Here is a 14871-nt window from a genome sequence, read left to right on the forward strand (position 1 = left end):
GACATAACGAACCAGCGATAGCCTGGGCTCACCTCATATCAACGGATCGAACGTGAGGCACATCCTGTAATAAAACAATTAATTGCTCGGCCCTATATGATCCAGGCAGTTGCAGAGTGAATTCAAGTACAGTCTCCTCCCCGGAGTCTGTGCTTATTTGCTGTTCTGTTTTGAACCCAACCACCGAGATTTTCTCCTGTCCAAGCAAAGCCAAAACGGTTTTGAGGGTGTCCCCTTCCTTTAGCAGTCGAATGGTCAGCGTCTCTGTTCTCGCGGACACCAACCAGCGTGTCGGCCGATGCAGCAGCATCTGTGCCACTACAATAAGCAGCGTTACCCCAGCCCCAGTCCAATACAATCCCGAACCCACAGCCAGTCCCATTCCTGCAGTCGCCCAGATTCCCGCCGCTGTCGTCAATCCCCGGACCGTGTGGCGCTGTGTGAAGATCATCCCGGCTCCAATGAAGCCAACCCCACTGACCACCTGTGCGGCAATCCTGGATGGGTCAAGCGAGAGATTCGCCCAGCCTGCCTGATCCTGAAAGCCATACTTAGATACAATCATCATCAATGCTGCACCCACCGCAACAACAAAGTGTGTACGTATCCCCGCTTCCTTCATTCGGTTCTTGCGCTCATATCCGATCAACACGCCGCATATGCCAGCTATGAGTACACGCATTAAGTATTCCATTTCCATGTTCATCACCCCTCTTATGTATATGCTTACATGTATCTTTCTTTACTATTTACCCAATCCCTGCCTAATAAAATAACCGAATTCTTTGATTACTCGCATGAAACCTTAATGAAGCCTCATATAGACAGAAAGAAGTAGCACCACAACTGGCCCCACTTCATATATTCTGGATTACTTATTGGTAGTCTATGCTATTTCAGAATCCACAAATCACTTCTCTGCCCGAAAACTCTCCCCATACCTTTCTCCAAGTCCATAATAGTGTCGGAAATTATAAATTAAAGGGTTCCACTTCTCTGGGTTAATCTTGTTCAAACCTGAAATCAGTCGGGTATGTGCGTGTACATTCAACGCTTTCACTTCCACAATCGCCATGAAAGGTGTATGTTCGGGAATACGAATGTGTTGTACCGCGGCTTCAATCTGGAGCGGACATTCCTCTATTTTATCCGGCTCAACCTGAACTGAACTTTGGGGTGTCAGTCCAGAGACGGCAAATTTATCATCGCAAAACTCAAATCCCATCCTCCTTTTCTCCTCAGGAACGGGATATATTCCGGTATAACGCCCCAGTCCCTCAACCTGCTCCCACATGGATGCATCCGGCAGATTAATCACACATTCGGGATGACGACTCAGGTTCTCAAAGGCTTTGCCCTGAATACCGACTCCAAGTACCAAGCAGTCTCCAAGTGCCCATGATGAAGAAAGGGGCGACAAGTTTGTCGTTCCATCTTCATTTAACGTGCTCAGCAGCAATACCGGTGTGCCATAGTACAAAATACTTGGATTTATCACCTCGTGCTGTATCAGCTCTCTGTTCAAGCCCAGATGCTTCACCGGTTCAAACTCTTTTTGCGTTCTATCATTGGTATACAATGCTTCTTCCTCCATTCTGTAATCCATCCCTTCCATCTCTTAGGTTGTAATTCATGCATGATTGAATTGTAATACACCAATAGTTAAGGTATCATCGAAGTATGAATACCTATCCGAATATTTCTGTGATTGCATCGTTAATTGCTGATCCCAGTCGTGCTATTTTTTTGGAAGCTTTGTTGGATGGTCGTGCGCTTCCTGCCGGCGAACTTGCATACATGGCGGGTGTTACTCCTCAAACAGCAAGCAGTCATCTCGCCAAGCTGGTCGAAGGCGGGCTGCTCGTCGTTGAACAGCAAGGACGACATCGATACTATCGTCTCGCAGGCAAAGAGGTTGCTTTTCTGATTGAGACGATGGGAAGTATCGCCGCACCAGTACAAGTGAGATCCCTCAAACAGTCCAACCAGCTTCAACATCTAAGCTTTGCTCGAACCTGTTATGGGCATCTTGCCGGAAAATTGGGGATATCGTTGTGTGAAGCTTTATTACGGGAAGGTTATCTCGAAGAACCTGAGGATGAGCAGGCCAAGGATTACCACATTACAGAGAAAGGGGTTCAATGGTTCACTTCTTTTGGAATTATGCTTGAAGGGAAAGCTGGATCACGCCGCGCTGTGGCTCGCAAATGTTTGGATTGGAGTGAACGTCGTCACCATATCTCCGGAGTACTGGGAGACGAACTGGGGCGCCGCTTGTCTGAGCTGGACTGGACCCGCCAGAAGGCAGGCAGCCGTTCAGTTGAAGTCACAGAAGCCGGCAAGAAGGGTTTGTACGAGGTATTGGGCATTTCATTATAGGGACGCAATCGGGCATTCTTTCTTGTACATTGGCAAAATGACGATACATCAAAAATCCCCCTCCTCAGTATCCGTTAAAGGTTACTGAGGAGGGGGATTATGTTTTGTTCAGAACGGAGAGAGAGGGATACTCTCACTTCATTCGAGACTGCGATGTATTGCTTACGAAGCGTATGCTCCGACGAACCTTTAGGGTTCTCATCCCTTATACAGAGAAGTAAATCAGAACGGAGAGAGAGGGATTCGAACCCTCGCACCACTTACGCAGTCTAACCCCTTAGCAGAGGGTCCCCTTATAGCCACTTGGGTATCTCTCCAAGAATGGCTCCCCGAACAGGGCTCGAACCTGTGACAACTCGATTAACAGTCGAGTGCTCTACCAACTGAGCTATCAGGGAATAATAATCTTGAATAACCTAAATTTATCATGATTAATATTCCAAGTCAACATGCCTTCGGTGACTTTCTTTATAAGCTTCAGATACTCCCATAAATGCTCATCAGGGAGCATATTGCATATAGTCTTGTGGTCTTGTGGTAAGAAGTGTTGTTTCCAAAAAACGTTCACCTCAGATGGTATGAATCCCCAACTTGCCGGCACATCGACCACAGCGGTACCGCTTCGGATCAACTTTGCGTTTACGCAAATATTCCGTGCCACAGCTCTTGCACACCAGCTTATAGCGATACGGTAATGGCTTTCTGCCCTTTCCATCCGGAAGGGACTGGCAGAATCGAGAACCGCCCACCTTCTGCAACAAGGCCTTGAATTCAGGGTCTCGGTGTTGGTAGCCGCGTCCACGAATGTGCAGATGGTAGTGACACAGTTCATGCTTGATGATTTTTTCAACCTCTTCCCGCCCATAAGCTTCGAGCTGATGAGGATTAATCTCTATCCGGTGACTCTTGAGCATATAACGCCCACCTGTAGTGGTCAGACGACGGTTAAACAGCGCCTCGTGAGTGAATGGAACCCCGAAATGATCGAGTGACACCTGCTCAATCCATTGCTGCAATTCCTTATTCTCCATCGGTTTTTCCTCCTTTCACACCTCTTGGGCCATTTGTTTTTCCGCCATAATACTTGAATTTTAACCGTTTCGTAGGCTACACTGTCAAGTAGAATGTATGAGGGGAGATTATTACTCGTTATGCCTACAATGCGCTACGTCATCCTGCAGCAGGAACAGCAATTGCAGTTTGTGGAAATGCCTGCCGATTACGCTTATCAACTCAGTGCGCTCAACCTGCGCCTGCACAAAGAAATTGACAAACTTACCGCAGCAGATGTACCTGTTCTGCCTTGGGCAATCGCCGAATGTGACAATCTTGATCTTCTGGACGAGCAACTCTCCGTCATCGGAGGCCTTGATTATATCAATGCGCTTGAACAAAGCTTTGCAGCACTAAGAGAGAGTGAATATCCTTTGATTTCCCTGCTCACTGAGATCCGGGCGCTTCAAGCTCAATTAGAGCAATGGTATGAAGAAGAGATGGAATCATTCTAATCCACCTATGGACTTATTATTAATGCAGGATGGAACCAAAAGCGCATCTCCTAAAAGCGGAGGTTGCGCTTTTTTTCATTTTTTTCAATCCTACATTCATGGGCCCCGCCCCTCATATATCCGTATACATATTGAATTTTCCGTGTTCATCACGGGTTATTCGCACAGTCCAGGCTATTGCCACATATGCTAACGTACAGATGAATTATGCAAGAGGAGGAGATACCCTTGCCTCAATGGCTTTGCAATCAACTGATGCGTGCATTTCACAAAAAGGACAGCAGACAGATCAAGCTGCTGAACGAATGCTGGTTCTTTTACCGAAACAAACCGACAAGTGGCACCCCGCGCAGCGCGGACAGCGAACTCTAAAAATCTGACGCCACTCTCTCCGTCCACTTCAAGCTCTTACTTCTTTCATAAAATCCCTTCGAAGAATACAGTACGGGCAACAGTACTATGATAACTGACAACAAACAGCCTTCCCATTACAGGGAAGGCTGTTCTCCGATCATTGTGTTGGATATTAGGAAGACTGCTTAGAAGAAGCAGGCTTTTTCATCGTGAGGCCGACACGGCCCTTTTTGTTATCCACGTTCATCACCCAAACCGTTACATTATCCCCGACAGATACAACATCCATTGGATGTTTGACGTAACCATTACTCAGCTGTGAGATGTGGACAAGTCCGTCACTCTTGATGCCGATGTCAACAAAAGCACCAAAGTCAATCACGTTACGAACCGTACCTTGCAGCTCCATGCCTTCCACCAAATCATCAATTTTGAGCACATCCGTGCGGAAGATCGGTAGCGGCATTTCCTCACGCGGGTCACGACCCGGACGCTGCAAGCTGTCTAGAATGTCACGCAGTGTAGGTACACCCACATCCAGCTTCACAGCCAGCTGTTCCGGTTGTTGCTCCGACAGGAGAACAGACAGTTCCTTGCTGCCCAGCTTGTCCAGTGCAACCTGAAGCTCCTTAAAGAGCTGGTCAACGACCTTATACGATTCAGGGTGAATTGGTGTGCGATCCAGCGGATTCTCACCTTCGCCAATCCGCATAAAGCCTACGCATTGCTCATAGGTTTTGGCACCCAGACGCGGTACTTTTTGCAACTGGCGACGATTCGTAAACCGGCCGTTCTCTTCCCGGTATTTCACAATATTTTTGGCAATGGTGGCATTTACACCCGCAACATAGGAAAGCAATGAAGGCGAAGCCGTGTTCACATCCACGCCCACATGGTTAACTGCGGATTCCACAACAGCCTTCAGGCTTTCTTCCAATATTTTTTGAGATACGTCATGTTGGTATTGGCCTACACCAATGGCTTTTGGATCGATTTTAACGAGTTCAGCCAGCGGGTCTTGCACCCGACGGGCAATCGAAGCAGCACTTCGCTCAGCAACGTCAAGATCCGGGAATTCTTCCTGCGCCAGCTTGGATGCAGAATATACACTGGCTCCAGCTTCATTGACGATCAGATATACGAGACTTTCGTCCCCGTTCTCCTGAATAATCTCGGCAACAAACTGTTCTGTTTCACGAGATCCCGTACCATTACCGATGACAATCAATCCGATATCATATTGCTTGATCATCCGATGGAAAACCTCAGCAGCTTCACGCTTCTTGTTGTGTGGTGGCGTTGGGTACGTAACAGCCACTTCCAGTAGCTTGCCCGTATCGTCGACCACAGCCAGTTTACAACCGGTACGATAGGCAGGATCGACACCAAGCACACGTTTGCCATGAATCGGCGGCTGAAGCAGGAGATTACGAAGATTAGCCGAGAATACGGATATCGCTTGGTTTTCACCTTTTTCCGTCAGCTCTGCACGAACCTCACGCTCAATCGAAGGGGCAATCAATCGTTTGTATGCATCTTCAATCACAGCACGCAAAACGTCCTGGACCGCAGATGCACCCTTAATGATTTGTCCTTCCATATGACGGTGAGCCGGTTCAGGCTGCACGTCCAGACCCACTTTCAAAATGTTTTCACGTTCACCGCGGTTAATGGCGAGAATACGGTGAGGAGGCATTTTTTTGGCTAATTCACGATAATCATAGTAGTTCTCATATACAGACTCCTGCTCAGCATCCTTCGCTTCCGAAGTCAGCATGCCATGATCGAGCGTATAACGACGAATCCATGCACGAATAGCAGCATCATCTGCAATATTCTCAGCCAAAATGTCTTTGGCTCCCTGAAGTGCAACCTCGGCATCTTCTACCCCAAGTTCAGCATTGATATAACGCGCAGCTTCCTCCAGAGGGTCCCCTTGCTTTGGTTGACCCCAGATCCAGACAGCGAGTGGCTCGAGACCTTTTTCCTTCGCTACACTGGCACGGGTTTTCCGCTTCTGACGAAACGGACGGTACAAGTCCTCCACTTCCTGCAGCTTAACTGCCTGAGTGATAGACTGTTTCAGTTCTCCAGTCAGCTTGCCTTGTTCCTCTATAATACGGATGACTTCCACTTTGCGGTCTTCCAGATTGCGCAAGTAAACGATGCGCTCTTCAATGAGCCGCAGCTGGTTCTCATCCAGCTCTCCAGTCATTTCTTTACGGTAGCGGGCGATAAATGGAATCGTATTGCCTTCGTCCAGAAGCTCCGACGTGGTGCGGACCTGCTTCAAGGACAGTGACAGTTCCTTGGCTACCTGTTTGATGATTCGTTCATGGCGTTCTGCCTTTATTGTTTCTTCATTGGGTTCCAGAACCGTTTCCTGTTCAGACAAATAAATCCCTCTTTCCTTCCTGAATCGTTCAGTTGAAGCTTGTTCAGGGCAGCTTTGCTGCTGTAATCACAGTATCGAACCTGCATTCATGCAGATTCCTCTCCCTTATATTATCACAAAATCCCGTTCAGATTTCCAGCATTCGTCCAGGTTACAAGTTCTTACAATTGAGATTACGTATCAAACCTTCATCTCAGTCATAAGGAAAGACCGAAAAACGTCTTCACGACGTCTCCCGGTCTCCCCTGACAAACACTGCTTTCACGCCAGTTTATTATACCCGTTCGAAGCGGAACATTTCACTCAGATAGTCTCCCGATGCACGGCCTACAGAGATCCCACCATACATCAGCGCATCCCCGGTAAACGTCTCGGAGCCACCTTTCAGGCGGTAATCCGCATCAGGGTCCAGGCCCTTCAGCTTCAGACGTTGGAGCGGTGCATTCGGTTCAGACAGCACACGGAAGTAGAATACAACGGCTTCGCTGCCATCTGGGGCAATAAACATCCATGCCGTTTCATTTCCCTCAAACGGACTTAGCAAGCGCCGGAACGTTCCGTATTGGATGGTTCCCCGAATTTCTTTGTACAGCTCAACCTGAGCCTTCACGATAGCATTCTCTTCCTCTGTGAAACGAGTCAAATCCAACTCGTATCCAAAGTTACCCGACATCGCGACATGTCCACGAATCTCTAGAGAAGTAATTCGGTTGACCTGGTGATTTGGAACCGCTGAGATATGCGACCCCATTGAACTTACCGGATATACCAGGCTTGTACCATACTGAATACGCAGACGGGATATCGCGTCCGTATTATCGCTGGTCCACGTTTGCGGCATGTAATACAGCATACCTGGATCAAAACGGCCGCCACCACCTGAACAGCTCTCGAACAGGATATTCGGGAACCTTGAAGTAATACGTTCCATGACTTCGTACAATCCAAGCATATAACGATGCGCAGTCTCACGCTGTCTGTCTGGTGGAAGCAATGCAGAACCCACTTCCGTCATATTCCGGTTCATGTCCCATTTCACATAAGTGATCGGCGCAGATCCAAGCACATCGCTTAGCATGCGTACAATCTCATCACGCACATCCTGACGGGAGAAATCGAGTACCAATTGTTGACGCCCTTCCGTCCGGCGACGATCCGGCACATGCAGACACCAGTCCGGATGAGCACGGTACAATTCGCTGTCTGGCGAAATCATCTCAGGCTCGAACCATAATCCGAACTGCATGTCCAGACTGGTTACCCGGTTGGCCAAATCATCCAGACCTTGTGGCAGTTTGTTCTTGTCCACAATCCAGTCACCGAGTGACGAGTTATCGCTGTCCCGATGTCCGAACCATCCGTCATCCAGTACGAACAGTTCAATGCCAAGCTTCTTCCCTGCCTGGGCGATCTGCTCAATCTTATCTGCGTTGAAGCCGAAATAGGTCGCTTCCCAGTTGTTGACCAGTACCGGACGCTCTGCATTACGGAACTTGCCACGTGCAAGGCGTTCGCGATACAGATTATGATACGACTGAGACATACCATCGAGACCTGCGTCCGAATAGACCATGACCGTCTCAGGCGTCTGGAATGACTCCTGCGAATCCAGCTTCCAGCTGAACTCAAACGGATTGATTCCAAGCGATACACGAGTGGTGTGAAACTGATCCACTTCTGCCTGTGCAGTAAAGCTGCCGCTATATACAAGACTGAACCCGTAGACTTCACCCTGATCTTCGCCTGTACCCGGTGTCATCAGTGCAATGAACGGGTTCTGCTGGTGACTGCTTGAGCCCCGACGGCTCTCGATGCCTTGCAGGCCGGAAGCAAGAGGTCTGCGAACGATGTCCCGTTCACGCGTCCATGCTCCTGACAATTGCAGCAATTCGTAATCGGCATGTGGGAAATCAACGGAAGAGCTGAGCGCACGTGCAATATTCACCGAGGTAGCGCTCTCATTAATGATACGCATGGAACGCGTAATCGCATTAAAGGCCGTAAAGGCCGTGTAGCTAAGTTCAATCTTGATCCCTGCAACACGGTCCTCCAGCTCAACGATGAGTGTCTCGGCTTCATCGTCGGACTCAACATAAGTTGCAGGCAGTCCGGTAAGCGCTGTCTTTCCTTTGATCAGTCGATGGCCTGTATACGTAAACTCGGAAACGGTTGAACCATTCTCAAGCTCCAATTGGATTGCCGGATTACGGAAATCACTTGTACCATACACCGGCAGTTCTACTGCCAACGTGTCGAAAGAGATCGTCCGATCTTCCGGCACCGGATTTGGGCTGAACGAAGCACGCTCTGTACGCACATGAAGCCAGCTCAGATCGGTATCACGCAGTTTTTTGCCATAATATAAATGTACCAAATATCCCGAAGGCAGGACCTGAAATACATAGCTTGCCTTTTGAGTCTGTAGATGAAATTGAAGCTTCTCCTGATCAATATAAATGCTCATATGTCTCCTCCACCTCTATATATGTCGATTAACGTAAACGGTTTCTCAGGTATCATTATAACGAAAAGCTTCACAATGTTCTACGCTTTCATGAAGCTTTAATCAAAAGAGCGTACCCCAGCCATTAGGCTGTTGTACGCTCTTTTGATTGCTGTCTGAAATTGTGTGTTCCTGCAAGGAACATCCATTGTCTACGGATGGCACGGCAGAACAAAGAAACAACTGCCTGGTGCCTTAAAAATCGATTAAACCCAGGCTGATCTGTAAGGCTTCGTTGACCAGTTTCATGGTCTCCTCGTCCAGATGGGTAATCTTGTCGGTCAGCCTCTGCTTATCAATCGTCCGTATTTGTTCGAGCAAAATAACCGAGTCCCGGTCAAAGCCGTGTGCCGCCGCATCAATCTCCACATGCGTCGGCAGCTTTGCCTTTTGGATCTGGGCGGTGATCGCCGCCACAATACAAGTAGGACTAAACCGGTTGCCGATGTCATTCTGGATGACCAGAACCGGCCTGACTCCACCTTGCTCGGAACCAACAACGGGAGAAAGATCCGCAAAAAAAACGTCACCGCGTTTTACGATCAATGTCTACACCCCGCTAACTAAGCGGTCCAGAGTGCTGTCCGCATCTTCCTCCGCGTGAAAGGCCTCGGATGCCATGGTGAGGTTAATCTTCGCCATCTCCATGTACCCTCGCTGCATCGATTCACGGATGTAACGTTTCTTACGCTCCGTCAAATACAGCTTCATGGCCTGCCTAATCAATTCGCTGCGGTTGGAATTCTCCAGCGCTACGATGCCATCCACTTCTTGCAAAAGATAATCAGGCAAACTGATCATGATCCGCTTGGTGTTCTGCAAGTTGGCCACCTTTCTTCCACCCCCACAAACCTTTCGCCATTGTGAACCAGTATTACGTTTTTCCAGAACTTTTATACAAAGGAATATATATGCCCCGAGTATATCAAGTATGCTGTACTCCATTATAAACACGGGGAACAATATTCGTACAGACCAAACATCTCTTTTCAGGATTTTTCATCCCAGTCATCATTCATAATTCGAGATGCTCCGACAGTTTTCCTTCTGTTCTGAAAAAAAGTTTATTGGTAATAGCGTCCAGTCGAGCTATCAGGATGTCAAAAGAGGGTTGATTCTGGCGACTACTGCTCCATTACGGGTATAAACCCGCGGGATTCGATGCGCCATCATGCAGATCACTTCGTAGGGAATCGTACCGAGCTGAGATGCCACTTCGTCTGCAGTTATGACTGCACCCGATTGGTGGCCGATGAGAACAACCTCTTCGCCGGCTTGAATTTCTTCTGCTTCTGCTGCAAAAGATTGTAGCGACACCATACACTGATCCATGCAGATCGTACCGACGACGGGAACGCGGCGGCCGCGCACAAGTACTTGTGCTTTACCTGACAGCATTCTTGAAAATCCGTCTGCATAGCCTATAGGCAGGGTCGCTATTCGTTCGTTCCCTTGTGTTACATAACGGGTTCCGTAGCTGACACCCCAATGAGGTGGCAGCGTTTTGACCAGAACCGCCTTCGTCTTCAGTGTCAATACCGGGGACAGCTTCACTACCTGATGATTCACCTCTCCCGAAGGATACAATCCGTACAGACTAATGCCCACACGTACCATATCGTAGGACAACTCCGGCGTATCAATGGTAGCGGCGCTGTTCGCCGTATGTATAATCGGGATGACACATCCCTGATCCCGCAGCGCATCAACCACGCCTCGGAACCGTCGATACTGCTCCAGTGTATAGGTCTTGTCTTTTTCATCCGCCTTGGCAAAATGGGTAAACATGCCTTCAAGCATCACCTGCTTCAGCTTGGCTGCTTCCTGAATAAAAGCAACTGCCTCTTCGCCAGGCAACAGGCCAAGTCTGCCCATGCCGCTGTCGATTTTGATGTGAACCTTGAGCTTACGAGAGGATGTGCCCGTCTCCAGATGTTGAATGGCTTCGAGTACTTCCTTACTGAACAGCGTAATGGTTACATCATGTTTCCATGCTTCAGCGATGCCTTCTGGCGGCGTGTAGCCCAATACCAGAATCGGAAGGGTAATTCCGTGTTGTCGCAATTCAAGCGCTTCGTCAAGAAAAGCTACACTTAAGTAATCCACGCCAACTCGTTCCAGTTCTCTGGCCATCTCCACTGCCCCATGTCCATAGGCATTTGCCTTCACACAAGCGAGCAGTTTCTTGCCTTGCGGCAATGTTTCACGGAAAGCGTCTACGTTGTTGCACAAATGATCCAAATTGATTTCCGCTTGGGTCGGCCGATATTGTTCTTGCACGTTAAGTCACCTTCTCTAATCATCTTAATCCGGCTCACGTCAGACTCCATCGTAATGCTCAAGCATGTGACTGTCAAATGAACGGAAGATCTGCAGTCCAAAACACATACAGGAGCGCTATCCTGAAGTCGGGAGCAAACGCGGAATAAGACCCATAAGCCAGACCATGAATGAGATATTCATCTCTCCATAACGTAACTCATCTGCTTATATCGTATTATTTACCCGGTTCCTCCCGCGTAGAAGCGTGTTTTGCATTATTGAGTGCACTGGACCTAATCCTTGCTTATCTTACGCAGGGTCATGGGCTGTTGATACTCATAGCTTCAACCGAAATCAAATTCTGCGAATCATTGCTATAAAACGGAACGAAGACTTGTATATGCAGTAAAGCACCGGAGAATTCATCTCCGATGCTTCTTAGCATTCCTTATGTTAAGACGACTATACTTTCCAAATCATTTCCCTGACTCTTCCTGCATTGAAGTCGCAATCTGTATCATCTCGTTATCTGGCAAATCTGCGCTTGTAATCCTGTACTCCACTCCGTCTGACATCCATGTGAGTGTCTGCAACGCATCTCCACTTATCATTCCGAGGGTGAATCCAAGATCCAGAACACGCGATGGGGCAAGTGATACGGCTCTGTCCTGCGGCCGCGCTTCAAAAATCGTGTAATTATATGTTCCTTCGTAGCGAAGCATAACCGAATAGTCTCCTGATCCTTCCACGATCTGATCGTCTTTCAGCTTAACGCCTTCCGGTGCATAGGTCGGCTGAATAACCCCGAAGCTGCCTGTACCTTCCGGCTCGGCCGATGTCGGTTCTTCGGTTCCTTTCCCACTGGCTGGATCTTCTGAACCTTGCTGCTCGGCGTTATCACTCACACCCGTCTGCCCATCACTAACGGTTCCGCTTGGATTCGATGCAGAACCTTCCTCTGTTGCAGCTTGAGGATTGGTAGTCTCTTTACCCTCCCCAGCAGGAGCCGCGCCTGAGTCAGTACCAACCTTGCCACCATTTTCAGTAGCAGCAGTCATATTACGCTGCATGTCAAACGCGTCTTTCTCAAATTCGGTACCAAATTTAAAGCTATCGAACTTCACATCGACCACCACATTGGCATTCGAGTCGGATACTTCTACCTGTTTTGGAGCGTAATCGCTTTTGTTTAACCATATTTTCTGTCTGACCAATGCATGTGTATTGTAGTTGGCAGCTACATCGAATACATAGCTTTCCTTCTCATCGGCAAACTGGCGGGTCGAATCACCTGTTATGCTGCGGATCAGCGTCTCGTAGAGGTAAACTTGGCCTTGGTTATCCGGCCAGTTACTCTGGAAACGGAAGCTTTTGTTCTGACTCGGTGTCAGGACAAATACGCCCTCATCATTGCGCAGTACAATTTGTGTTACATCCTTTTTGGCATTCGTTAACGCGATACGATAATATGAAGGCTTTTGATGCCATACCTCGACCTTGTACTGCTGCGGCGTATCTCCGGTATGCAGCGTCATAACGCCTGCCCCCTGATAACTTTCCATTTCTCCTACGACTTCGTTCAGATCTTTGACCACGGCTGCCGCATCCTTCTTCCCGCAGGCGGCAAGTAAGGTCGATAAGACCAATACCATGGCAAGCATCCATGATATTCGGCGCATGACATCATCCCCTTTAGCACATGTTTTCACTTCAGGATTGTGCGTACAGCAGAACCCCTACTTGATTAGTACATGTTATGAGGGACTTGTTCGATATATGCGGACTAGTTTGACAAGCATTCCATCAATCAGTGCCGCAATACCCTATCTGGTAACAAAATCAGTCTCGGGTAGGATGTAAAATCCAACCAGATTCTTCATAGTAAATACAGATAACAACCCAACCAATGTAATTACATACCACGATTATGTAGCTTAATTGATGTGCAACTCTATTTTAAATTGGAGGAAAATAATGAACACAACCTACCTTCACTCATTGCTGAATGGATTGGATGATTTTGTGGAAGAGCAGCTTCAACGTTGGAAAGGAGTAGGTGTAGCGGTAGCCGTTATTCACAAGGATGAAGTCATTTTGCAAAAAGGATACGGTTATCGCGATCTGGAATCCAAGCTTGAAGTTACACCCCATACCCTATTCGCGATCGGTTCAAGTACCAAAGCCTTCACAGCATCAACCGCTGCCCTGCTCGTCGATCAGGACATTCTGAAGTGGGACACACCTGTTAGAACGTATTTGAAAGACTTCAAAATGTTCGATCCGGTAGCTACAGAACGCCTGACCATCCGCGATATGCTCTGTCATCGCTCCGGACTTCCAAGGCACGAGATGGCGTGGTATAACTCACCACGGAGCAGAGAAGAACTCGTAAACGCGCTTCAGTACCTGGAGCCTAATGAGGACTTTCGCAACAAGTGGCAATATCAGAACCTGATGTATATGGCCGCTGGTTATCTGGTGGGGCAACTCAAAGGAACTTCATGGGAGAATGTTGTCCAGGAGTCCCTATTTAATCCACTTGGTATGAATTCAAGTGTCTTCTCTGTTGATGAGATGCAGAATCAACCTGACTTCGCCTTCCCTTATATGGATCAAAACGGTGAGAATACGCGGATACCTTTTCGGAAAATAGATGCCGTAGGCCCTGCTGGCTCCATTAACAGCAATCTGGTCGATATGATCGCCTGGGTACAATTTCAGTTGAATCAAGGGCAACAGGGTGGGAATCAACTGATTTCCAAAGAACAGTTGGCTGTTACACACAGCCCGCAAATGGCTTGTGATTCACCATTCCACAGCAAAGAGCTGCCTGTTAGCACGTACGGTCTGGGCTGGATGATTGATTCTTATCGCGGACACGCCATGATCCATCATGGTGGGGCAATCGATGGATTCGCTTCACAGGTCGCCTTTTTACCAGAGGAACAGATCGGTGTTGTAGTCCTTTGCAATACGAATGGGAGCATTCTTCCCTACACGATTTCTTTTAACGTTATTGATCGTTTGCTTGAATTGGAACCAGTAGATTGGAGTGGGAGATTAGCCAAATTAGTGACTGGAGATTCAACTGATTCCGAAGCAGCAACAGACACCATTGAAACACCAACGACTTTAGAAACCTCGGTTGAGGAAAAACCAGTGGAGACACAGGTTCATCCCCATGATCGTCCTATCCATGCGTATGCGGGAAGTTATAATCATCCGGGTTACGGCGAGATCGTTATTCAACAGACGAACGATGGGTTACAGGCCACATTGAATGCCATTGAAATGCCTATGGAATACACTGGAAAAGATACGTTTTCCGTAGAGCTTGTCCTGTTTGGCTTGAAAATCACTTTTACGTTTAAGACGGATGAAGAGGACACCATAAGCTCTCTCTCCATTCCGCTGCTGCTGGAACCAGGTACGAATCCAATTGAATTTATAAAGACACCTTCAGTATAAAA

At 48.0% G+C, this 14871-nt stretch carries 13 protein-coding genes and 2 tRNA genes; 4 read left to right on the forward strand and 11 right to left on the reverse strand.

What is annotated here, in order from left to right; genetic code table 11:
• Window positions 1–28 precede the first annotated feature (28 nt).
• Together gpAD87_RS19515 and gpAD87_RS19520 are read right to left on the reverse strand one after the other, a co-directional pair.
• Window positions 29–700 carry an MgtC/SapB family protein gene (locus tag gpAD87_RS19515; protein ID WP_079695276.1) on the reverse strand — a complete coding sequence of 224 codons (672 nt, stop codon included), beginning with the start codon at window positions 698–700 and terminating at the stop codon, window positions 29–31.
• 210 nt (window positions 701–910) lie between these two features.
• Complete coding sequence (locus gpAD87_RS19520) at window positions 911–1606, reverse strand: flavin reductase family protein (protein ID WP_442950725.1); 696 nt, start codon at window positions 1604–1606, stop codon at window positions 911–913.
• 74 nt (window positions 1607–1680) lie between these two features.
• Here gpAD87_RS19520 and gpAD87_RS19525 point away from each other — a divergent pair, with 74 nt between their 5' ends.
• Window positions 1681–2379: an ArsR/SmtB family transcription factor gene (locus gpAD87_RS19525; protein ID WP_064640014.1), complete on the forward strand. Its 699-nt coding sequence runs from the start codon at window positions 1681–1683 to the stop codon at window positions 2377–2379.
• Between the two features lie 228 nt (window positions 2380–2607).
• Here gpAD87_RS19525 and gpAD87_RS19530 read toward each other — a convergent pair.
• The 3 genes from gpAD87_RS19530 to gpAD87_RS19540 all read right to left on the reverse strand — a co-directional run bounded on the left by gpAD87_RS19530 (window position 2608) and on the right by gpAD87_RS19540 (window position 3410).
• Window positions 2608–2696: transfer RNA gene (locus gpAD87_RS19530), tRNA-Ser, on the reverse strand.
• A gap of 5 nt (window positions 2697–2701) precedes the next feature.
• Window positions 2702–2777: transfer RNA gene (locus gpAD87_RS19535), tRNA-Asn, on the reverse strand.
• 171 nt (window positions 2778–2948) lie between these two features.
• The gene (locus tag gpAD87_RS19540) at window positions 2949–3410 is read right to left on the reverse strand and encodes a SprT family protein (protein WP_064640016.1); all 462 of its coding nucleotides are present in this window, start codon (window positions 3408–3410) and stop codon (window positions 2949–2951) included.
• A 120-nt stretch (window positions 3411–3530) separates the two neighbouring features.
• On the opposite strand from gpAD87_RS19540, the gene gpAD87_RS19545 reads away from it, so the two are divergent.
• On the forward strand, window positions 3531–3887 hold the full coding sequence (locus gpAD87_RS19545) for a hypothetical protein (RefSeq protein WP_064640018.1): 357 nt from the start codon (window positions 3531–3533) through the stop codon (window positions 3885–3887).
• Window positions 3888–4115: 228 nt separating this feature from the next.
• Window positions 4116–4259 (forward strand): cortex morphogenetic protein CmpA, encoded by a 144-nt coding sequence (gene cmpA, locus gpAD87_RS31890; RefSeq protein ID WP_090808144.1) that lies wholly within the window; start codon window positions 4116–4118, stop codon window positions 4257–4259.
• A gap of 154 nt (window positions 4260–4413) precedes the next feature.
• Here the strand turns inward: cmpA and gpAD87_RS19550 are convergent, their stop codons facing one another.
• From gpAD87_RS19550 to gpAD87_RS19575, 6 genes are all read right to left on the reverse strand, one after another.
• Window positions 4414–6636 (reverse strand): Tex family protein, encoded by a 2223-nt coding sequence (locus gpAD87_RS19550; RefSeq protein WP_064640019.1) that lies wholly within the window; start codon window positions 6634–6636, stop codon window positions 4414–4416.
• Window positions 6637–6910: 274 nt separating this feature from the next.
• On the reverse strand, window positions 6911–9100 hold the full coding sequence (locus gpAD87_RS19555; RefSeq protein WP_064640021.1) for an alpha-galactosidase: 2190 nt from the start codon (window positions 9098–9100) through the stop codon (window positions 6911–6913).
• A 234-nt stretch (window positions 9101–9334) separates the two neighbouring features.
• The gene (locus tag gpAD87_RS19560) at window positions 9335–9685 is read right to left on the reverse strand and encodes a type II toxin-antitoxin system PemK/MazF family toxin (protein WP_024630714.1); all 351 of its coding nucleotides are present in this window, start codon (window positions 9683–9685) and stop codon (window positions 9335–9337) included.
• A gap of 3 nt (window positions 9686–9688) precedes the next feature.
• Complete coding sequence (locus gpAD87_RS19565) at window positions 9689–9970, reverse strand: CopG family ribbon-helix-helix protein (RefSeq protein ID WP_024630715.1); 282 nt, start codon at window positions 9968–9970, stop codon at window positions 9689–9691.
• A gap of 261 nt (window positions 9971–10231) precedes the next feature.
• The gene (alr, locus tag gpAD87_RS19570; protein WP_064640023.1) at window positions 10232–11419 is read right to left on the reverse strand and encodes an alanine racemase; all 1188 of its coding nucleotides are present in this window, start codon (window positions 11417–11419) and stop codon (window positions 10232–10234) included.
• Window positions 11420–11877: 458 nt separating this feature from the next.
• Window positions 11878–13080 (reverse strand): outer membrane lipoprotein-sorting protein, encoded by a 1203-nt coding sequence (locus tag gpAD87_RS19575; RefSeq protein WP_064640025.1) that lies wholly within the window; start codon window positions 13078–13080, stop codon window positions 11878–11880.
• Window positions 13081–13375: 295 nt separating this feature from the next.
• Here gpAD87_RS19575 and gpAD87_RS19580 point away from each other — a divergent pair, with 295 nt between their 5' ends.
• On the forward strand, window positions 13376–14869 hold the full coding sequence (locus gpAD87_RS19580; protein WP_064640026.1) for a serine hydrolase: 1494 nt from the start codon (window positions 13376–13378) through the stop codon (window positions 14867–14869).
• Window positions 14870–14871 lie beyond the last annotated feature (2 nt).

Origin of the sequence: Paenibacillus sp. AD87, assembly GCF_001659845.1 — a bacterium.
Taxonomy (GTDB): Bacteria; Bacillota; Bacilli; order Paenibacillales; family Paenibacillaceae; genus Paenibacillus; species Paenibacillus marchantiae.